This window comes from Fangia hongkongensis FSC776 = DSM 21703, from assembly GCF_000379445.1.
GTDB lineage: Bacteria > Pseudomonadota > Gammaproteobacteria > Francisellales > Francisellaceae > Fangia > Fangia hongkongensis.
This window is the reverse complement of sequence record NZ_KB902243.1, coordinates 41,819-59,460: the sequence shown is the minus strand read 5'-3', so window position 1 is coordinate 59,460 and position 17,642 is coordinate 41,819. Positions and strand designations below refer to the sequence as shown.

General features: G+C 40.0%; 31 protein-coding genes. All 31 read right to left on the bottom strand.

Annotated features, from left to right (window positions below; all coding sequences use genetic code 11):
• Positions 1 to 47: 47 nt before the first annotated feature.
• Positions 48 to 908: an outer membrane beta-barrel protein gene (locus A37Q_RS0103960; protein ID WP_018298978.1), complete on the bottom strand. Its 861-nt coding sequence runs from the start codon at positions 906 to 908 to the stop codon at positions 48 to 50.
• 144 nt (positions 909 to 1,052) lie between these two features.
• Positions 1,053 to 1,505 (bottom strand): 50S ribosomal protein L17, encoded by a 453-nt coding sequence (gene rplQ, locus A37Q_RS0103955; RefSeq protein ID WP_026196511.1) that lies wholly within the window; start codon positions 1,503 to 1,505, stop codon positions 1,053 to 1,055.
• Positions 1,506 to 1,534: 29 nt separating this feature from the next.
• Positions 1,535 to 2,512 (bottom strand): DNA-directed RNA polymerase subunit alpha, encoded by a 978-nt coding sequence (locus A37Q_RS0103950; protein ID WP_018298976.1) that lies wholly within the window; start codon positions 2,510 to 2,512, stop codon positions 1,535 to 1,537.
• Between the two features lie 28 nt (positions 2,513 to 2,540).
• Complete coding sequence (gene rpsD / locus A37Q_RS0103945) at positions 2,541 to 3,161, bottom strand: 30S ribosomal protein S4 (RefSeq protein WP_018298975.1); 621 nt, start codon at positions 3,159 to 3,161, stop codon at positions 2,541 to 2,543.
• An 18-nt stretch (positions 3,162 to 3,179) separates the two neighbouring features.
• The gene (gene rpsK, locus A37Q_RS0103940; protein ID WP_018298974.1) at positions 3,180 to 3,566 is read right to left on the bottom strand and encodes a 30S ribosomal protein S11; all 387 of its coding nucleotides are present in this window, start codon (positions 3,564 to 3,566) and stop codon (positions 3,180 to 3,182) included.
• Positions 3,567 to 3,596: 30 nt separating this feature from the next.
• On the bottom strand, positions 3,597 to 3,953 hold the full coding sequence (rpsM, locus tag A37Q_RS0103935) for a 30S ribosomal protein S13 (RefSeq protein WP_018298973.1): 357 nt from the start codon (positions 3,951 to 3,953) through the stop codon (positions 3,597 to 3,599).
• 104 nt (positions 3,954 to 4,057) lie between these two features.
• Positions 4,058 to 4,171, bottom strand: a complete 114-nt coding sequence (rpmJ, locus tag A37Q_RS16085) for a 50S ribosomal protein L36 (RefSeq protein WP_083906973.1) — start codon at positions 4,169 to 4,171, stop codon at positions 4,058 to 4,060.
• Between the two features lie 24 nt (positions 4,172 to 4,195).
• Entirely contained in the window at positions 4,196 to 5,524 is a 1,329-nt protein-coding gene (gene secY / locus A37Q_RS0103930) for a preprotein translocase subunit SecY (protein ID WP_018298972.1), read from the bottom strand.
• Between the two features lie 7 nt (positions 5,525 to 5,531).
• Positions 5,532 to 5,963 carry a 50S ribosomal protein L15 gene (gene rplO, locus A37Q_RS0103925; RefSeq protein ID WP_018298971.1) on the bottom strand — a complete coding sequence of 144 codons (432 nt, stop codon included), beginning with the start codon at positions 5,961 to 5,963 and terminating at the stop codon, positions 5,532 to 5,534.
• Positions 5,964 to 5,968: 5 nt separating this feature from the next.
• Entirely contained in the window at positions 5,969 to 6,151 is a 183-nt protein-coding gene (rpmD, locus tag A37Q_RS0103920; RefSeq protein WP_018298970.1) for a 50S ribosomal protein L30, read from the bottom strand.
• Between the two features lie 5 nt (positions 6,152 to 6,156).
• Positions 6,157 to 6,657: a 30S ribosomal protein S5 gene (gene rpsE / locus A37Q_RS0103915; protein ID WP_018298969.1), complete on the bottom strand. Its 501-nt coding sequence runs from the start codon at positions 6,655 to 6,657 to the stop codon at positions 6,157 to 6,159.
• Between the two features lie 16 nt (positions 6,658 to 6,673).
• On the bottom strand, positions 6,674 to 7,027 hold the full coding sequence (gene rplR, locus A37Q_RS0103910; protein ID WP_018298968.1) for a 50S ribosomal protein L18: 354 nt from the start codon (positions 7,025 to 7,027) through the stop codon (positions 6,674 to 6,676).
• Positions 7,028 to 7,040: 13 nt separating this feature from the next.
• Positions 7,041 to 7,577, bottom strand: coding sequence for a 50S ribosomal protein L6 (rplF, locus tag A37Q_RS0103905; RefSeq protein WP_018298967.1), 537 nt, complete (start codon positions 7,575 to 7,577; stop codon positions 7,041 to 7,043).
• A gap of 13 nt (positions 7,578 to 7,590) precedes the next feature.
• The gene (gene rpsH / locus A37Q_RS0103900; protein WP_018298966.1) at positions 7,591 to 7,983 is read right to left on the bottom strand and encodes a 30S ribosomal protein S8; all 393 of its coding nucleotides are present in this window, start codon (positions 7,981 to 7,983) and stop codon (positions 7,591 to 7,593) included.
• A 15-nt stretch (positions 7,984 to 7,998) separates the two neighbouring features.
• On the bottom strand, positions 7,999 to 8,304 hold the full coding sequence (gene rpsN / locus A37Q_RS0103895) for a 30S ribosomal protein S14 (RefSeq protein WP_018298965.1): 306 nt from the start codon (positions 8,302 to 8,304) through the stop codon (positions 7,999 to 8,001).
• Positions 8,305 to 8,318: 14 nt separating this feature from the next.
• A complete protein-coding gene (rplE, locus tag A37Q_RS0103890; RefSeq protein ID WP_018298964.1) occupies positions 8,319 to 8,858 on the bottom strand; it encodes a 50S ribosomal protein L5 in 540 nt (179 codons plus the stop codon).
• 10 nt (positions 8,859 to 8,868) lie between these two features.
• Entirely contained in the window at positions 8,869 to 9,192 is a 324-nt protein-coding gene (gene rplX / locus A37Q_RS0103885) for a 50S ribosomal protein L24 (RefSeq protein ID WP_018298963.1), read from the bottom strand.
• 14 nt (positions 9,193 to 9,206) lie between these two features.
• Positions 9,207 to 9,575 carry a 50S ribosomal protein L14 gene (rplN, locus tag A37Q_RS0103880; RefSeq protein WP_018298962.1) on the bottom strand — a complete coding sequence of 123 codons (369 nt, stop codon included), beginning with the start codon at positions 9,573 to 9,575 and terminating at the stop codon, positions 9,207 to 9,209.
• Between the two features lie 127 nt (positions 9,576 to 9,702).
• On the bottom strand, positions 9,703 to 9,954 hold the full coding sequence (gene rpsQ / locus A37Q_RS0103875) for a 30S ribosomal protein S17 (protein WP_018298961.1): 252 nt from the start codon (positions 9,952 to 9,954) through the stop codon (positions 9,703 to 9,705).
• A gap of 3 nt (positions 9,955 to 9,957) precedes the next feature.
• The gene (gene rpmC, locus A37Q_RS0103870) at positions 9,958 to 10,167 is read right to left on the bottom strand and encodes a 50S ribosomal protein L29 (protein ID WP_018298960.1); all 210 of its coding nucleotides are present in this window, start codon (positions 10,165 to 10,167) and stop codon (positions 9,958 to 9,960) included.
• On the bottom strand, positions 10,167 to 10,580 hold the full coding sequence (gene rplP, locus A37Q_RS0103865; protein ID WP_018298959.1) for a 50S ribosomal protein L16: 414 nt from the start codon (positions 10,578 to 10,580) through the stop codon (positions 10,167 to 10,169). The genes rpmC and rplP overlap by 1 nt, the downstream gene beginning before the upstream one ends.
• Positions 10,580 to 11,275: a 30S ribosomal protein S3 gene (gene rpsC / locus A37Q_RS0103860; RefSeq protein WP_018298958.1), complete on the bottom strand. Its 696-nt coding sequence runs from the start codon at positions 11,273 to 11,275 to the stop codon at positions 10,580 to 10,582. The genes rplP and rpsC overlap by 1 nt, the downstream gene beginning before the upstream one ends.
• Before the next feature lie 11 nt (positions 11,276 to 11,286).
• Positions 11,287 to 11,622 (bottom strand): 50S ribosomal protein L22, encoded by a 336-nt coding sequence (gene rplV / locus A37Q_RS0103855; protein ID WP_018298957.1) that lies wholly within the window; start codon positions 11,620 to 11,622, stop codon positions 11,287 to 11,289.
• A gap of 13 nt (positions 11,623 to 11,635) precedes the next feature.
• Positions 11,636 to 11,914 (bottom strand): 30S ribosomal protein S19, encoded by a 279-nt coding sequence (rpsS, locus tag A37Q_RS0103850; RefSeq protein WP_018298956.1) that lies wholly within the window; start codon positions 11,912 to 11,914, stop codon positions 11,636 to 11,638.
• 16 nt (positions 11,915 to 11,930) lie between these two features.
• On the bottom strand, positions 11,931 to 12,752 hold the full coding sequence (gene rplB / locus A37Q_RS0103845) for a 50S ribosomal protein L2 (RefSeq protein ID WP_018298955.1): 822 nt from the start codon (positions 12,750 to 12,752) through the stop codon (positions 11,931 to 11,933).
• An 18-nt stretch (positions 12,753 to 12,770) separates the two neighbouring features.
• The gene (gene rplW, locus A37Q_RS0103840; protein WP_018298954.1) at positions 12,771 to 13,067 is read right to left on the bottom strand and encodes a 50S ribosomal protein L23; all 297 of its coding nucleotides are present in this window, start codon (positions 13,065 to 13,067) and stop codon (positions 12,771 to 12,773) included.
• Entirely contained in the window at positions 13,064 to 13,687 is a 624-nt protein-coding gene (rplD, locus tag A37Q_RS0103835; protein WP_018298953.1) for a 50S ribosomal protein L4, read from the bottom strand. Before rplD ends, rplW begins: the two co-directional genes overlap by 4 nt.
• Positions 13,688 to 13,701: 14 nt before the next feature.
• Positions 13,702 to 14,346, bottom strand: a complete 645-nt coding sequence (gene rplC / locus A37Q_RS0103830) for a 50S ribosomal protein L3 (RefSeq protein ID WP_018298952.1) — start codon at positions 14,344 to 14,346, stop codon at positions 13,702 to 13,704.
• Between the two features lie 262 nt (positions 14,347 to 14,608).
• Complete coding sequence (locus A37Q_RS14575; protein ID WP_018298951.1) at positions 14,609 to 15,082, bottom strand: hypothetical protein; 474 nt, start codon at positions 15,080 to 15,082, stop codon at positions 14,609 to 14,611.
• Positions 15,083 to 15,192: 110 nt separating this feature from the next.
• Positions 15,193 to 15,516 (bottom strand): 30S ribosomal protein S10, encoded by a 324-nt coding sequence (rpsJ, locus tag A37Q_RS0103820; RefSeq protein WP_018298950.1) that lies wholly within the window; start codon positions 15,514 to 15,516, stop codon positions 15,193 to 15,195.
• 15 nt (positions 15,517 to 15,531) lie between these two features.
• Positions 15,532 to 17,628, bottom strand: a complete 2,097-nt coding sequence (gene fusA, locus A37Q_RS0103815; protein ID WP_018298949.1) for an elongation factor G — start codon at positions 17,626 to 17,628, stop codon at positions 15,532 to 15,534.
• Positions 17,629 to 17,642: the final 14 nt, after the last annotated feature.

Sequence of the window (17,642 nt, the reverse complement as noted above, 5' to 3'; positions counted from 1 at the left end):
TATTATCACATTAACACCACTGGCAAATATCTACTTCACAATATGTATTAAAATATATACGACACTCCACCGCTAAAGCTATTCACAGAGTTTACTTTTGAGTTTGAGAATAAATGATCATATTCCAATGATAATCCTATGCCATTAGCGAACAGATAACCGGCTTGAACTCCAGCTCTTGCTGCAATACTGTTATCGATGCTGTCATTAGCTTGATCACTATTCCACACATAAGCGGGTCCTGCTTTAGCAACAAGATTGAACCCTGATTGAAACTGATATTTTGCTCTAAACATCAAATTCATATTCCAGCTTTTAACTGTTTGTGAATCCGTTGTTTTTTGCCCATCATAATTAGCACCAAGTTCAAAACCTGCCATAAAACCATATTTTTTACTCAGTGACCAATCATAGCCAAGCTTCATGCCAGCAGCAGGTTTGTAACCTTTTGAATCGATCGTTGCCATTCCTAAGTTTATTCCCATAAAAAGGCCTTGAAACTCATAAGGTAAAATATACGGCGATGGCTTAACATCTCCATAATTAAAATGATTTTGCAGTCTTAATTGATACAAAAGCTTTCTCGTTTTGGGGTTAAAGATTTTTACTTGCGTTGCAGGCTGGTTCACCACAACATAACTCCCTTGATAGCTGATTATCGGCGCTGAATGATTTGGCAGCTGATCAACAAGAATAATTGGCAGATTATCTTTTGTCACAGTTGGTGGAAACTTAATATAAGTTTTTCCATCATTAACAAAGGCAATTGATGGTTGATAAGTCGACTGCGCAGAAACTGTTTGAATATCAAAGTTGAAATTTGTTGATGGCAAAGAAATATTATTATCAGCAAACACTGAGCCTGAAGCCAACAATAAAGAGGCAAGCGCTACCTTTCTAATATACATAAAGAAAAACTCTTAAACACACATAGTAACAGTATAGTATGCGCAAAAAAAAGATAAACAAATGGATGGTGAAATTTGAAAAATACAAACAAAAAGACCCATATTAATGGGCCTTAAAAGATAGAATTGAAAGTAATTAAAAGCTTATGCTTCTTCTACTTCCTCAATATCACTCTCAACAACTTGAGGGCGGTCAACCAATTCGATAAATGCCATTGGCGCTTTATCACCGAAACGGTAACCACATTTAAGAACACGTGTATAACCACCGGGTCTTGTCTCATAACGAGGACCAACTTCTTCAAAAAGCTTCTTCACAGCAGCCTTGTTACGAAGATAGTTAAATGCTTGACGTCTTAAAGCAACAACCTGTGCTTTAAAATCAACTGCATCTAGTTGAGATTCGTTTTTACGTAATTCTACTTCGCGCTTTGCTAAAGTAATTAAAGGTTCAACAAACCCTCTTAATTCTTTTGCTTTTGGCAAAGTTGTCTTAATCACTTCATGCTTAAGCAATGAAGCTGACATGTTTCTAAACATCGCCTTGCGATGACTGCTCGTTCTACTAAATTTACGACCGCTCATACGATGACGCATAGTAATTTCCTTCTAGTTAAAATTATATATTACTTACTTATCAACTGCTCTGGTGGCCAACTCTCAATTCTCACGCCTAAAGAAAGACCACGTTCTGCAAGAACAGATTTAATTTCATTTAATGACTTACGTCCCAAGTTAGGAATACGCATAAGATCTGACTCTGGATATTGCACCAAATCGCCCAAAAAGCGAATGTTTTGCGCTTTTAAACAGTTTGCGGATCTTACTGTTAATTCCAAATCTTCAACCGGTCTTAAAAGAAGTGGATCGATCTCTGGCGTATCTTGAGGGCTCTTACGCCCAAGAGGTGCCTTCAAATCAACAAACACAGCAATCTGCTCATAAAAGTAAGTCATTGCCATTTCAACCGCTGTTTCTGGCTTCACTGTCCCTTTTGTGCGCATATAGATCTCTAGCATTTCGCTATCTTGATCATTTTCAAGCACCTTAAAAGACACATCCAAAACAGGGCTAAATGAAGCATCCAGCGGAATATATCCCACCAAAAGATCTTCTTCTTGAGACTGTGTATATACTGTAGATGGAACAAATCCTCTACCTTGTAAGACTTTCAAAGTCATATTAATCGCACCACCTTCATTCAGGTGCGCAATCACATAGTTAGGATCTGCTACTTGCACATTTCCGCTTAGCTCTAAATCGCCAGCAGTCACAAGGGCAGGACCCGTTTTTTCAAGTGTTAGATAAGCTTCTTCTGCTTCATTTTCAAGGCTGACAGCAAGTTTTTTAAGATTCAGCAAAATCTCAACCACATCTTCTTGCACACCATCTAAAGTGCAATATTCATGTAAAGCTTGATCAAGCTGTACTTCTGTTACTGCCGCACCTGGAATTGAAGAGAGTAAAATTCTTCTGAGAGCATTTCCCATAACATGACCAAAACCGCGAGCAAAAGGGCTAAGTGTCACTGTATAACAGTTCTTTTTAACCTCTTTCACTTCACCAATTTTTGGCTTGTGAATTTCTGTTGGACAAGTTTGCATCAAGCTCTCTCCGTTAACCAATTATCGACTACTTAGAGTACATTTCAACAATAAGCTGCTCGTTGATATCAGAAGATAACTCAGCACGGTCAGGGGCAGATTTAAATGTGCCTTCTAACTTCGCTTCATCTAACTCAATCCAGCTCATGTTTGGACGCTGCTTAGAAAGCTCTAAAGCATTTTGGATACGTAATTGCTTTTTAGACTTCTCAGTCACTGTAACGGTATCACCCTCTTTCAATGAGTAAGAAGGGATGTTACATTTTTGACCATTAACCATAATAGATTTATGTGTTACAAGCTGTCTTGCTTCCGCACGTGTCGCACCAAAACCTAAACGATAAACAACGTTATCCAAACGGCTTTCTAATAATACTAACAAGTTTGCGCCAGTGTTGCCTTTACGACGAGCAGCTTCAGTATAGTATCTTCTAAACTGCTTCTCTAGCACACCATAAATACGACGAACTTTTTGCTTTTCACGCAATTGTAAACCATAGTCAGAAAGGCGCCCTCTTCTTGCACCGTGCTGACCTGGCTGCGTGTTAATTTTACATTTTTCTTCAATTGATCTTACGCCACTTTTTAGCTCAAGATCAGTGCCTTCTCTGCGAGAAAGCTTACACTTAGGTCCTAAGTATCTAGCCATTTTACTTACCTTACAATCTTATACACGACGTTTCTTCGGTGGACGGCAACCATTATGAGGTAATGGTGTTACATCCGTAATACTTGTCACTTTAAAGCCTTTAGCATGAAGTGCACGTACAGCAGACTCACGTCCAGGGCCTGGACCCTTAATTAAAACGTCAAGATTCTTAACACCGTACTCTAATGCAGATTCACCTGCACGCTCAGCTGCAATTTGCGCTGCAAATGGTGTACTTTTACGTGATCCACGAAAACCGCTACCACCAGAAGTTGCCCAAGATAAAGCATTACCTTGTCTATCTGTGATCGTTACAATGGTGTTGTTAAAAGAAGCATGGACGTGCGCGATTGCATCAGGCACGCTCTTTTTATTCTTCTTTTTAGCCTTTACAGCTTTTGCCATAAGTTCGATTCCTATTTGTTATAATTGTACTTATGCCTTAATTGGCTTTCTTGGCCCTTTACGCGTACGAGCATTTGTTTTTGTACGCTGACCTCTTACAGGTAAATTACGACGATGTCTTCTACCACGGTAAGTTCCTAAGTCCATTAAACGCTTAATGTTCATAGAAACTTCACGACGAAGATCACCTTCCACTGTAAACTTTCCGACCTCTGCTCTTAAAGACTCAATCTGCTCTTCTGTTAAGTCTTTTAATTTTTGACTTGGGTCGATACTACATGCAGCACAGATTTCCTGTGCACGTGGACGTCCAATACCATAAATCGCTGTTAATGCAATCTCAGCATGTTTATGATCAGGAACGTTAATCCCAGCTATACGAGCCATTCACAATACTCCATCTATCGTTTTATTTTAAATTTTTTTGAAAATCTCAAGGTGCAATAAGATAGCGCTTTTTGTTTTAAAAAGCAAGCCATCATGTCTATTTTCTAACCTTGACGCTGTTTATGACGTGGGTCTGTACAGATAACACGTACAACGCCGTTACGTTTAATCACCTTGCAGTTTCTGCAGATTTTCTTTACGGACGCTCTAACTTTCATTAGTCTACCTCATTTTTGTTAAAATTATAATTTACCGTAATTGCTCAAATTTGCTTTTTTCAACAATGAGTCATACTGTGTTGACATCATATGCGACTGAATTTGCGCCATAAAGTCCATGATTACCACCACCACAATTAAAAGTGATGTTCCACCAAATGTGAAAGATAAGCCATGACCAAAAAAGTTCATTACAAATATTGGCAGTAAACAAATTGCAGTGATATAAATTGAACCAACCAACGTCAATTTACTCATTACTGAATCAATATATTTTGCTGTTTGCTCACCAGGCCTTACACCCGAGATAAACGCACCAGATTTTTTCAAATTATCTGCTGTCTCTTTTGGATTAAATACCAATGCTGTGTAAAAAAAGCAGAAAAATATAATCGCTGCCGCAAAGATAATAGTATACAACAAACTACCCGGCTGTAGCGCTTCGCCAATTTCAGCCAACCAACCTAATGATGGTGATGATGCAAACCAGCTTGATAGCATACCAGGCACCATCAAAATCGAAGAAGCAAAAATAGGCGGAATCACTCCTGCCATATTTAGTTTCAAAGGAAGATGGCTTGTTTGCGCCGCATACATTTTGCGACCTTGCTGACGTTTTGCATAGTTGACTGTAATACGTCTTTGCGCACGCTCAACAAAAACAACAAAAGCAACAACCGCAAGCAAAATAATCAATAGCACCCATACAGATAAATATGAGATAGCCCCTTGATTTGCTTGTGATATCGTTGTGCTCACTTCAAATGGTAAGTTCGCAACAATACCAGAGAATATCAGCAAGGAAATACCATTACCAATACCACGCTCTGTCATTTGCTCACCTAACCACATCAGGAACATACTTCCTGTTGTCATTGAAACCATTGCTGCAAAATAGAACATCAATCTAGAATCAATGTCTACAAGCCCCGGCTGGTTAAATGTGTACACAGCAATACCAAATGACTGAATAATCGCCAAACCTAATGTTGCATATCGCGTATACTGAGTAATCTTCTTCTGACCAGATTCACCCTCTTTCTTAAGCTCCATTAATTTCGGTGAGACAGCCGTCATCATCTGAAATATAATTGAAGCTGAAATATAAGGCATCACACCCAGCGCAAAAATACTCAGCTTAGTTAAGGCACCACCCGAGAACATGTTAAACATATTCAACAGGCCATTTCCGCCTAACTGAGAGGACATCAACTTACTTAATTGCTCTGCATCAATATAAGGAATAGGAATATACACACCTAATCTAAAAACAATGATACCGATGAGAACAAAAAGAAGGCGTGCTCTTAATTCCTTAAGGCCGCCTCCTTTGTTTAGATTTGTTTTAGCCATTTGAGAGTTACTCTACCTTGCCACCTGCTTCTTCAATCGCAGCTTTAGCACCTTTTGTGCAATGTAAGCCATTGATTGTGACTGCTTTTTCAACTTTACCACTTGCAATAATACGTGCTCTTAACATATCTTTACGGACGAGACCTTGGTCTTTTAATGTATCCAAAGTAATTACATCTGCTTCAATGTTATTTAGCTCATTAAGACGAATTTCAGCAACATAAAGTGATTTTTTAGAAGTAAAACCAAATTTTGGTAGTCTTCTTTGAAGTGGCATTTGTCCGCCTTCAAAACCAACTTTATGGTAGCCGCCTGAACGTGCTTTTTGACCTTTGTGTCCACGTCCACAAGTTTTGCCTGAACCACTACCAATACCGCGACCTACGCGTTTAGCAGCTGGCTTAGAACCTGGAGCTGGAGAAAGTTCATTTAATCTCATGTCAATTACCCCTCTATGTTCACCATGTAGTAGATTTTATTTGCCATACCACGGTTAGCTGGTGTGTCAATGATCTCTACTGTTTGACGAATCTTACGAAGGCCAAGACCATGCGCACAGGCTTTATGTGAAGCTTGGCGCCCAATCAGGCTCTTTGTCAATGTTACTTTAAATGTTGCTTTACTCATATCAATCACCCTTCAATTGCTTCAACAGACAAGCCACGCTTCTCTGCAATTTCTTCTGGAGATTTGATCTTAGCCATGCCATTGATCGTTGCACGTACAACATTCACAGGGTTTGTTGAACCATATGTTTTCGCTAAAACGTTATGAATTCCAACCACTTCAAAAACAGCACGCATCGCACCACCGGCGATCACACCAGTACCTTCAGAAGCAGGTTGCATAAACACTTTAGAGGCACCATGGTTTGCTGTTGTCGGGTACCATAAAGTATCACCGTTTAGGCTTACTTCAACCATGTTACGACGTGCGTTTTCCATTGCTTTTTGAATAGCAACAGGCACTTCACGGGATTTACCACGACCGATACCAACACGACCTTTACCATCGCCAACAACGACAAGGGCAGCAAAGCTCATGATTCTGCCGCCTTTTACTGTTTTGGCATGTCTTTTTACACTAACTAGCTTTTCGATTAAGCCGTCAGTTTTTTGTATATCATTAGCCATTTATAGTCGCCTTTAATTAAAAATTTAAACCATGTTTTCTTGCTGCATCAGCCAAGGCCTTTACACGCCCATGGTACTTAAACCCAGAACGATCAAATGCAACCTCTGTAATACCTTTATCTACAGCACGTTTAGCGATTTCTGTTCCAATCACTTCTGCTGCTGAGACGTTCCCGCCGTGTTTTACATTCTCTTTAATTGACTTTTCAACTGTAGAGGCAGTAACTAGCACTTGAGAACCATCGCCAGAGATAATTTGAGCATAAGTATGCTGAGGTGTTTTATTAACACACAAACGCACCTTGTTAAGCTCTCTCATTTTAATACGTGTACGCTTTGCACGGCGTAAACGAGCTTCTTTCTTATCCATAGCCCTAACTCACTTATTTTTTCTTAGCTTCTTTGGTAACGACTCTTTCATCAGCATAACGTACACCTTTACCTTTATAAGCTTCAGGAACACGATAAGCGCGGATATCAGCAGCAACTTTACCAAGTAGCTCTTTGTTAGCACTTTTTAATACAACTTCTGTTTGAGAAGGTGTCTCAGCAGTTACACCCTTTGGCAACTCATGATTAACAGGATGTGAAAACCCTAATGTTAAATTCAATTTATTGCCCTGTGCTTTAGCACGGTAACCAACACCAACAAGTTGTAGCTTCTTTTCAAAACCTTGGCTTACACCAACAACCATGTTATTGATTAAAGCTCTTGCCGTACCTGATTGCATATTCGCATTTTTGCTTGCATCATTTGGCTTAATAGTAACTTCTTTATCCGCAATATTAATGCTAACGGCATCGTTAATTTGCTTAGTTAATTCGCCTTTAGAACCTTTGACAGTTACAAGGTTGCTTTCAGCAACACTAACTGTAACACCACTTGGAACATTGATCGGCTGCTTACCAATTCTAGACATTTACATCTCCTCGTTAAGCTACATAGCAAACAATTTCACCGCCAATACCTTGATTACGCGCTTCTCTATCGCTCATCAAGCCTTTGGAAGTTGAAACTACTGCAACACCATAGCCACCGTATACTTTAGGCAAATCAGTTGCCATTTTGTAAATACGTAAACCAGGTCGACTGACACGCTTTAACATCTCGATAACCGGCTGGCCTTCGTGATATTTAAGCTCAACTTTTAATGTACCATTGTTCTCTGAGTCTACATCAAAACCTTTAATGTAGCCTTCTTGCAAAAGAAGTGCTGCAATCGCTTTCTTTTGCTTAGATAATGGCATAGAAACTGCTTTCTTACCTGAAGAAAGGCCGTTTCTGATTCTTGTTAGCATATCTGCAATTGGATCTTGCATACTCATAATTTATATCCTCAATTACCAGCTAGCTTTTTTCAAACCAGGGACATCACCTTGCATTGCATGCTCACGTAACTTGTTACGGCAAAGGCCGAACTTTTTGTAAACAGCGTGTGGTCTACCTGTAACACGACAACGCTTTTGCAAACGTGAGCGTGAAGAGTTTACTGGAAGTTTTTGTAATTGAATTTGCGCATCCCACTTTTCATCTTCAGTGGCATTCGGACTTACGATAATTGCTTTAAGCTGAGCTCTTTTTTCAGCGTGTTTTGCAACTAACTTCTGTCTTTTCAATTCTCTTTGGATCATTCCAACTTTAGCCATTGTGAGATCACTCCTTACGATTTTAATGGGAAGTTAAAGGCGCCTAAGAGCGCTTTACCATGCTCATCGCTAGATGCAGTTGTTGTGATAGTGATATCTAAACCACGAATCTTATCAACTTTATCATAATCGATTTCAGGGAAAGCAATTTGCTCACGCATACCCATGCTGTAATTACCACGACCATCAAATGACTTTTGAGACAAACCACGGAAATCACGAACACGAGGAATCGCAATAGAAATCAAACGATCTAAAAACTCATACATGCGCTCACCACGAAGGGTAACTTTACACCCAATTGGCCAACCATCACGAATTTTAAATCCTGCAATTGATTTGCGAGACATTGTTACCACAGGTTTTTGACCTGCAATCGCCTCTAAATCTTTTAATGCAGATTCCATCGCTTTTTTATCTTTTGCAGCTTCCCCAACACCCATGTTAAGCGTAATCTTTTCAACGCGAGGCACTTGCATCACATTTTCAAGCTCAAGCTCTTTTTGTAGTTGTGGAATTACTTTTTCTTGATAGAAAGCTTTTAGCCTTGCCATATTCTACTACCTATAGATCTACTAATTCGCCATTTGACTTGAAATAACGAACTTTTTTACTACCATCTTCTACAAATTTAAAGCCAACACGGTCAGCTTTTTCTGTAGCCGGGTTATATAAAGCAACATTAGATGCGTGGATTGATGCCTCTTTTTCAACGATGCCACCCTCAACCCCTTTATTTGGGTTAGGCTTTACATGTTTCTTAACGAGGTTTACACCTTCCACAACTACGCGATCTTTATCAGAAAGCACAGATACTATTGTTCCTCTACGACCTTTTTCTTTACCAGCAACAACAATAACGTCGTCACCTTTTTTCAGTCTATTCATTGTTATACTCCAACTTATAACACTTCTGGGGCAAGTGAAACAATCTTCATAAATTGTTCACTACGAAGCTCGCGTGTCACAGGACCGAATATACGTGTACCAATCGGCTGGTTATTGTTATTCAAAAGGACGACTGCATTGCCATCAAAGCGAAGCACAGAGCCATCACGACGACGAACACCTTTCGCTGTTCTCACCACAACTGCATTATGCACGCTACCTTTTTTAACTTTACCGCGTGGGTTTGCTTCTTTTACTGTTACCTTAATAACATCACCAATCGCAGCATAGCGACGGTGAGAACCACCCAACACCTTGATACATTCTACCCTACGAGCGCCACTATTATCAGCAACTTGAAGTTCAGTTTGCATCTGAATCATTGTTCTTACCTCATTTAATTTCTATAAAGTGGCGTCAAAAGACGCACCATTATAACAATAAAAACGGAAAAAGCAATTCCGTTTCCTGTTTGCTAACACCGCCTCCTAAAAGGCGACAATGCATCTATTATTTTGCACGCTCAACAATTGAGACCAAACGCCACTTTTTAGTTTTTGAGTAAGGTTTTGTCTCAGTAATCGTTACTGTATCGCCTTCATTACAGTCATTTGTTTCATCATGCGCATGATACTTAGTTGACTTAGTAACAAACTTACCATACAACGGATGCTTCACTTTACGCTCAACAAGTACAGTAATGGTTTTATCCATTTTGTCGCTGGTAACCTTACCTTGCAACGTTCTAATTTTATCACTCATCTTCTAAGCACCTGCTTTTTGTTTTTCAGACAAAATTGTGTTAATACGCGCAATATCACGACGAATGTTTTTAAACATATGATTCTGTGTTAATTGACCCGTACCTTTTTGCATACGCAAATTGAACTGCTCTTTTAAAAGATCAATCTTTTGCGCTTTAAGCTCGTCAGCTGACTTTGCTTTTAGCTCTTTAATTTTTTCACTCGCTTTCATTACATCACCGTCTTTTCTACAAATGTAGTTGATACAGGAAGCTTGGCAGCAGCACGAGCAAATGCTGAACGCGCTAACTCTTCACTTACACCTTGGATTTCATAAAGCATCTTACCAGGTTTGATTTGCGCAACCCAGTACTCTACATTACCCTTACCTTTACCCATACGAACCTCTAATGGCTTCTCAGTAATTGGTTTGTCAGGGAAAACACGAATCCAAACTTTACCACCACGCTTAACATGACGGTTAATTGCACGACGTCCCGCTTCAATTTGACGCGCAGTTAAGCGGCCACGAGAAGTTGATTGCAAACCAAACTCTCCAAAGCTCACTTTATTACCACGCAAAGCAAGACCACGGTTACGCAATTTTTGCTGTTTACGGAATTTTGTACGCTTAGGCTGTAACATTATTTAGCCCCTCTTCTTTTTGCTTTTCTTGGCGCTTTTGCTTCTTTTTCTTCAGCACGCTCTTGGCCAGGAAGAACTTCGCCTTTAAAGATCCAAACTTTAATTCCTAAAATACCATAGGTTGTTAAAGCTTCTGATGTTGCATAATCAATATCAGCACGGAAAGTATGAAGTGGAATACGACCTTCTTTCGCCCATTCAGTACGTGCAATCTCAGCACCACCTAAACGACCTGCGATAGAAACCTTAATTCCCTCAGCACCCATTTTCATTGCTGTTTGAATAGCACGCTTCATTGCGCGACGGAACATAACACGCTTTTCAAGCTGCTGCGCAATACTGTCAGCAACAAGTTGCGCATCCAATTCAGGCTTACGAATTTCTTCGATATTAATCTGAACTGGAATATCCATCTTCTTAGCAAGCTCATTACGCAATACTTCAACATCTTCGCCTTTTTTACCGATCACGATACCAGGGCGCGCAGTGTAAATAGTCACTTTAGCGTTTTGCGCTGGTCTTTCGATCTTAATACGGCTGACTGAAGCATTTGCTAATTTCTTGTGCAAATAATTACGTACTTCAATATCTGTATTTAACTTATCTGCATAGTCTCTTGCATCTGCATACCATACTGAACGCCAGTCTTTAATAAAACCTAGGCGTATACCGGTAGGATGTACCTTTTGACCCATTAGATTGCCCCTTAATTCTTTTCAGCAACTTTCACAACAATGTGTGAAGTTCTCTTTAAAATTCGATTACCACGACCTTTCGCACGTGCTTCAAAACGCTTCATAGTTGGACCTTCATCGATATGTATAGTTGACACAAACAACTCATCGATATCAAGACCATCATTATGCTCAGCATTAGCAATGGCAGAAGTGAGTACACCTTTAATCAAATCAGCAGCTTTTTTATTGCTAAAAGAAAGAAGGTTTAATGCATTTTCAACAGGCAAGCCGCGAATTTGGTCTGCAACCAAACGTGCCTTTTGCGCTGAAATTCGTGCATGTTTTAATTTAGCTTGAACTTCCATTATAAAACCTCAATTATTTTTTCTTAGCTTTTTTATCAGCTGCATGGCCACGGTAGTTGCGTGTTACCGCAAACTCGCCGAGTTTATGACCAATCATATTTTCAGAGACAAGCACTGGAACATGTTGGCGACCATTGTGTACAGCGATGGTTAAACCGATCATATCTGGCACAATCATTGATCTTCTTGACCAAGTCTTAATTGGTCTTTTTGAATTTGACTCTTGCGCATCAAACACTTTTTTTAGTAAGTGATGATCAACGAAAGGTCCTTTCTTTAATGAACGAGGCACAATATTCTCCTATCTATTATTTACGTCTTTGGACAATAAGTTTATTCGAACGCTTATTGCTGCGAGTCTTCTTACCTTTAGTCTGCAGCCCCCAAGGTGAAACAGGATGACGACCACCAGAAGTACGGCCTTCACCACCACCATGCGGGTGATCAACCGGGTTCATCGCAACACCGCGAACTGTCGGACGAATACCACGCCAACGATTTGCACCAGCCTTACCAATTGATCTTAAGTTATGCTCTGAATTAGAGACAACGCCGATCACAGCACGGCAGTTCAACAATACTTTGCGCATTTCGCCTGAACGCAAGCGTAAAATTGCATAAGCATTATCTTTACCAACGATCTGAACTGAAGTCCCTGCAGAACGCGCCATTTGCGCACCTTTACCAGGCTTAAGCTCAACGTTATGCACTACTGTACCTAAAGGAATGTTTCTAATTGGCATGCAGTTACCAGGCTTGATAGAAACATGCTCACCTGAAGAAACTTCCATACCTTTAGTTAAACCTTTTGGCGCAATAATGTATCTTCTTTCACCATCTTTATATAACAAAAGCGCAATATGTGCAGTACGGTTAGGATCGTATTCAATACGCTCTACCTTTGCAGGAACACCGTCCTTGTTACGCTTAAAGTCAACAATACGGTAGTGCTGCTTATGACCACCACCATGATGACGAACAGTAATGCGACCATCGTTGTTGCGTCCAGCTGTCTTAGATTTTTTTGCTAGTAAACCAGCAAATGGTCTACCTTTATAAAGCTCAGAATCTTTAACCTGCACTACGAAACGACGACCAGGAGAGGTTGGTTTTGCTTTAACAATCTTCATTTTATTTCCTCGCCCTTATTATTCCGCACCAATGAAATTGATGTCGTGACCTTCTTGAAGCTTAACATAAGCTTTTTTCCAGTCTTTGGTTCTACCTTCAATACGTCCAAAACGACGTGACTTTCCTTTCACATTAACTGTTTTCACTGTATCAACTTTCACTTCGAACAAAAGCTCTACTGCTTTTTTAATCTCAAGCTTTGTCGCATCAGTTGCTACTTTAAAAACAACATATGATGTTTTCTCTGCCGCTTCATATGCTTTGTTTGTTACGTGAGGACTTAATATTACCTGTAATAGTCTTTCTTGATTCATGCTAAACGCTCCTCAACTTGCTTAAGCGCACTTTGAGTCATAATCACTTTATCAAAGCACATTAACGCAACTGGATTGATTTCTTGCGCATCACAAACAGCAACATTCTTAACATTACGAGAAGCAAGATAAAGCTCTTCTGTAAATTCTTCAGGCGCCACAACAATCAGTGCATCTTTAATATCATGCTGCTTTAACTTAGCAACAAACTCTTTTGTTTTTGGTGTTTCAAGATTAATTGCATCCAAAGCAACCAAACGCTCATTTCTAACAAGTTCAGAAAGAATTGATTGAATCGCTGCACGATACATCTTACGGTTTACTTTTTGCGCATAGCTTCTAGGCTTCGCTGCAAATGTTACCCCACCTTTTCTAAAGATTGGAGAGCGGATAGTTCCTGCACGTGCACGACCTGTTCCTTTTTGTCTCCATGGCTTAGCACCGCCACCAGAAACTTCAGAACGTGTCTTTTGCGCTTTTGAACCTTGACGCGCACCTGCCATATAAGCAACAACAACTTGATGCACAAGCGCTTCGTTATAATCTTTAGAGAATACGCTGTCAGCAACACTCAATACTGAATGCGCTTCACCAGCTAATGTTTTAATATTCAAATCCACGGTATCTCTCCCTATTAGCCTTTAACCTTAATAGCAGGTGTTACAATAACATCACCGCCTTTTGCCCCAGGAATACCGCCTTTAAGCAGCAACAAACCATTGTCAGCATCTACTTTAACAACTTCTAAAGTTTGAACTGTGGTTCTAACATCACCCATGTGACCAGCCATCTTTTTGTTTTTGAAAACACGACCTGGTGTTTGGTTTTGACCTGTGGAACCATGTGCACGGTGAGAAAGAGAGTTACCATGTGTTGCATCTTGCGTCTTAAAGTTATGACGCTTAACACCACCTTGGAAACCTTTACCTTTTGAAGTACCAGTAACATCAACTTTTTGACCTGCTTCAAACAAAGAAACATCTAAAGTTTTGCCGGCTTCAAATTCTGCAGTTTTCTCTGCATCTAAACAAAACTCCCATAAACCACGGCCCGGCTCTACACTTGCTTTTGCATAATGCCCAGCTTCCGCTTTATTAACACGAGAGCGTTTTTTGACACCTGTTGTGACTTGAATTGAAGTGTAACCATCTTTATCAGCAGACTTAACCTGTGTTACCGTATTTGGCTCCACATGGATAACTGTTACTGGCGTTGACGTTCCATCTTCAGCAAAGACACGTGTCATGCCGCATTTGCGACCTACGATACCTAAAGACATCTTTTATCCTCACTTTATTATTATTTAATCCTGCGATTACAATTGACCACAGAATGCTTATTTTCCTTGAAACCACTGGCTTCAAAGCAACAAAAAACAGGCTTAAGAGCATTATTCATACTCAAAACAACCTGCTTAACACCTTAAAATGGTAGCGTATTTTAACGTAAAGCGTTTAAAACATCAACATGCGTGATAGAGAATATTAGGAATAAACAGGTCATTTAAGCTTGAAAAAGAAGCAATCCAAATTTGGCGCACACTAACCCGTCACATCTGGAACACCAATAAACTTTCCTTTACACTCATTTGTAGCCCAAACAACATTTGTTACACCATCATCGGAAAGATTTTGCTGATATTCCCACATAGGAGAACTCCAAGTAATTTTCCCAGAATTATCAACAGTCCATACTTCAGCATGAACAACATTAAAACCAAGACCATATTTATGCTCAGTAGTATAGGATAAATACTTGATATATACACCATTTTCAGCGCGAACACCTTTCTTAATCTCAGAAATGGTTGTTCTCAGTGTATTTGGAATATGAGTTAAACAAAAACTCATTGATACGGGCTTTGCAATATCCCCCCTAGGCTTAATTGCATAAAAAGTTGGCGTCCAAACAGTCTCTCTAATTTCTTTTTGAACCATACCTGCAGAGTTTATTTCTGCCGCCACACCCATCTGCAATAACATTAAAACCGACAATCCCACAATCATCCTTTTCATGCAATCCTCCAAAATATAAAACATCATTTACTTTAAACAAAAAAAGCGGCTTTCGCCGCTTTTTTAATTGCTCATATCAACTTAGCTTGATCGCTAAGCGCAGAAGATGATTAGCTCAAACTAATTTGAACATCAACACCTGCTGCAAGATCAAGCTTCATCAAAGCATCAACTGTCTTTTCAGTTGGCTCAACAATATCAATCAAACGCTTGTGCGTTCTGATCTCATATTGATCACGCGCTTTTTTGTTCACATGCGGAGAAATCAAAACAGTGTAACGCTCTTTTCTCACTGGTAAAGGAATAGGACCTTTTACCTGTGCGCCAGTGCGCTTAGCTGTTTCTACGATTTCTTTTGTTGAGTTGTCAATTAATTTATGATCGAAAGCTTTCAATCTGATACGTATACGTTGGTTGCTTATATTATTAGCCATTTTCAAAACCCTTAATTATGAATTGCGTTTTTTCATGATTTCTTCTGCGATGTTGTTTGGTACTTCTGCATATTTTTCAAACTCCATAGAGAATGAAGCACGCCCTTGAGAAATAGAACGTACATTTGTTGCATAACCGAACATCTCAGCCAATGGCACCAACGCATTAACAACTTTACCACTTGGATTTTCATCCATACCTGAAATCATCCCACGACGACGATTCAAATCTCCGATTACATCACCCATGTACTCTTCAGGGGTAACCACTTCAACTTTCATCATCGGCTCAAGCATAACAGGATTCGCTTTAGAAGCACCTTGCTTCACAGCCATAGAGCCTGCGATTTTAAATGCCATCTCAGATGAGTCAACATCATGGTAAGAACCATCATATAATGTTGCTTTTACATCAATCATTGGGTAACCGGCGATTACACCATTTATAAGCTGCTCTTCAATACCTTTAGCAACTGCACCAATATATTCTCTTGGTACTACACCGCCAACGATTTGATCAACAAACTCAAAACCTTTACCCATTTCTTGCGGCTCAAGCTTCACCCACACATGACCGTATTGACCACGACCACCTGACTGGCGAACAAACTTACCTTCCGCGTCAATTGACTGCTTAATTGTTTCACGATAAGCCACTTGCGGACTACCAACGTTTGCTTCAACCTTGAATTCACGCCTCATACGATCAACGATAATATCCAAGTGAAGCTCGCCCATACCAGAGATAATTGTCTGACCAGATTCTTCATCTGTCTTCACTCTGAATGACGGATCTTCCGCAGCAAGCTTACCCAGTGCGATTGACATTTTTTCTTGATCTGCTTTTGATTTAGGCTCAACTGCAACCGAAATCACAGGCTCAGGGAACTCCATACGCTCAAGCGTAATGATGTTTTTCTCATCACACAATGTGTCCCCAGTTGTGACCTGTTTCAAACCGATACAAGCAGCGATATCACCAGCGCGGACTTCTTTTAACTCTTCACGCTTATTAGCATGCATCTGCACGATACGACCAATACGCTCTTTTTTGCCTTTAACTGGGTTATATACAGAATCACCTGATTTTAATACACCCGAGTAAACACGAACGAACGTTAAGTTTCCAATAAACGGATCTGTTGCTAGTTTAAATGCAAGCGCAGAGAAAGGCTCATCATCTGAAGATTTTCTTGAGCTTTCAGAACCATCTTCTAACTCACCTTTAATTGCCGGCACTTCATTTGGCGCTGGTAAATAACGAATAACACCATCAAGGACAGCTTGAACACCTTTGTTCTTAAATGCAGAACCACAAAATGCCAATACGATTTCGTTATTGATCACACGCTCACGAAGCGCTGAATGAATTTCTTCTTCTGAAAGCTCTTCACCTTCAAGGTATTTATTCATCAAATCTTCATTCGCTTCTGCTGCTGCTTCAACCATTTCTTGGCGAAGCTCTTCAGCACGATCTTGCAATTCAGCTGGAATATCTTCTAAAGAGTAAGTTAAACCCTTATCATCTTCATTCCACATAATCGCTTTCATGCGAACAAGGTCAATTACACCCTTGAATTCATCTTCTGCACCAATATTCAACTGCATTGGTACAACAGTGGCTTTTAGACGTGTTTTAATCTGATCAACAACACGCTCAAAATCAGCGCCTGCCCTATCCATCTTATTAACAAAGACAATACGCGGAACACCATATTTATTTGCTTGACGCCATACAGTTTCAGACTGAGGCTCAACACCAGATGAACCACAAAAAACAACAACCGCACCATCTAATACACGCAAAGAACGCTCAACTTCAATCGTGAAGTCCACGTGTCCCGGGGTATCAATAATGTTAATACGATGCTTATCAAATTGCTGATCCATACCCTGCCAGAAGACAGTTGTCGCAGCAGAGGTAATAGTAATACCACGCTCTTGCTCTTGCTCCATCCAGTCCATCGTTGCCGCACCGTCATGCACCTCACCAATTTTGTGAGAAACACCCGTATAGAATAACACACGCTCAGTTGTTGTGGTTTTACCAGCATCAACGTGCGCACAAATCCCAATATTTCTATATTTATTTAACTCAGTTGTACGTGACATGATAAACCCCTATC

What these genes read in the sequence shown, in the direction of transcription:
- A37Q_RS0103960 (WP_018298978.1), bottom strand. Translation starts at nt 908, where the DNA reads ATGTATATTAGAAAGGTAGCGCTTGCCTCTTTATTGTTGGCTTCAGGC.
- rplQ (WP_026196511.1), bottom strand. Translation starts at nt 1,505, where the DNA reads ATGCGTCATCGTATGAGCGGTCGTAAATTTAGTAGAACGAGCAGTCAT.
- A37Q_RS0103950 (WP_018298976.1), bottom strand. Translation starts at nt 2,512, where the DNA reads ATGCAAACTTGTCCAACAGAAATTCACAAGCCAAAAATTGGTGAAGTG.
- rpsD (WP_018298975.1), bottom strand. Translation starts at nt 3,161, where the DNA reads ATGGCTAGATACTTAGGACCTAAGTGTAAGCTTTCTCGCAGAGAAGGC.
- rpsK (WP_018298974.1), bottom strand. Translation starts at nt 3,566, where the DNA reads ATGGCAAAAGCTGTAAAGGCTAAAAAGAAGAATAAAAAGAGCGTGCCT.
- rpsM (WP_018298973.1), bottom strand. Translation starts at nt 3,953, where the DNA reads ATGGCTCGTATAGCTGGGATTAACGTTCCTGATCATAAACATGCTGAG.
- rpmJ (WP_083906973.1), bottom strand. Translation starts at nt 4,171, where the DNA reads ATGAAAGTTAGAGCGTCCGTAAAGAAAATCTGCAGAAACTGCAAGGTG.
- secY (WP_018298972.1), bottom strand. Translation starts at nt 5,524, where the DNA reads ATGGCTAAAACAAATCTAAACAAAGGAGGCGGCCTTAAGGAATTAAGA.
- rplO (WP_018298971.1), bottom strand. Translation starts at nt 5,963, where the DNA reads ATGAGATTAAATGAACTTTCTCCAGCTCCAGGTTCTAAGCCAGCTGCT.
- rpmD (WP_018298970.1), bottom strand. Translation starts at nt 6,151, where the DNA reads ATGAGTAAAGCAACATTTAAAGTAACATTGACAAAGAGCCTGATTGGG.
- rpsE (WP_018298969.1), bottom strand. Translation starts at nt 6,657, where the DNA reads ATGGCTAATGATATACAAAAAACTGACGGCTTAATCGAAAAGCTAGTT.
- rplR (WP_018298968.1), bottom strand. Translation starts at nt 7,027, where the DNA reads ATGGATAAGAAAGAAGCTCGTTTACGCCGTGCAAAGCGTACACGTATT.
- rplF (WP_018298967.1), bottom strand. Translation starts at nt 7,577, where the DNA reads ATGTCTAGAATTGGTAAGCAGCCGATCAATGTTCCAAGTGGTGTTACA.
- rpsH (WP_018298966.1), bottom strand. Translation starts at nt 7,983, where the DNA reads ATGAGTATGCAAGATCCAATTGCAGATATGCTAACAAGAATCAGAAAC.
- rpsN (WP_018298965.1), bottom strand. Translation starts at nt 8,304, where the DNA reads ATGGCTAAAGTTGGAATGATCCAAAGAGAATTGAAAAGACAGAAGTTA.
- rplE (WP_018298964.1), bottom strand. Translation starts at nt 8,858, where the DNA reads ATGGCAAGGCTAAAAGCTTTCTATCAAGAAAAAGTAATTCCACAACTA.
- rplX (WP_018298963.1), bottom strand. Translation starts at nt 9,192, where the DNA reads ATGAATAGACTGAAAAAAGGTGACGACGTTATTGTTGTTGCTGGTAAA.
- rplN (WP_018298962.1), bottom strand. Translation starts at nt 9,575, where the DNA reads ATGATTCAGATGCAAACTGAACTTCAAGTTGCTGATAATAGTGGCGCT.
- rpsQ (WP_018298961.1), bottom strand. Translation starts at nt 9,954, where the DNA reads ATGAGTGATAAAATTAGAACGTTGCAAGGTAAGGTTACCAGCGACAAA.
- rpmC (WP_018298960.1), bottom strand. Translation starts at nt 10,167, where the DNA reads ATGAAAGCGAGTGAAAAAATTAAAGAGCTAAAAGCAAAGTCAGCTGAC.
- rplP (WP_018298959.1), bottom strand. Translation starts at nt 10,580, where the DNA reads ATGTTACAGCCTAAGCGTACAAAATTCCGTAAACAGCAAAAATTGCGT.
- rpsC (WP_018298958.1), bottom strand. Translation starts at nt 11,275, where the DNA reads ATGGGTCAAAAGGTACATCCTACCGGTATACGCCTAGGTTTTATTAAA.
- rplV (WP_018298957.1), bottom strand. Translation starts at nt 11,622, where the DNA reads ATGGAAGTTCAAGCTAAATTAAAACATGCACGAATTTCAGCGCAAAAG.
- rplB (WP_018298955.1), bottom strand. Translation starts at nt 12,752, where the DNA reads ATGAAGATTGTTAAAGCAAAACCAACCTCTCCTGGTCGTCGTTTCGTA.
- rplW (WP_018298954.1), bottom strand. Translation starts at nt 13,067, where the DNA reads ATGAATCAAGAAAGACTATTACAGGTAATATTAAGTCCTCACGTAACA.
- rplC (WP_018298952.1), bottom strand. Translation starts at nt 14,346, where the DNA reads ATGTCTTTAGGTATCGTAGGTCGCAAATGCGGCATGACACGTGTCTTT.
- A37Q_RS14575 (WP_018298951.1), bottom strand. Translation starts at nt 15,082, where the DNA reads ATGAAAAGGATGATTGTGGGATTGTCGGTTTTAATGTTATTGCAGATG.
- rpsJ (WP_018298950.1), bottom strand. Translation starts at nt 15,516, where the DNA reads ATGGCTAATAATATAAGCAACCAACGTATACGTATCAGATTGAAAGCT.
- fusA (WP_018298949.1), bottom strand. Translation starts at nt 17,628, where the DNA reads ATGTCACGTACAACTGAGTTAAATAAATATAGAAATATTGGGATTTGT.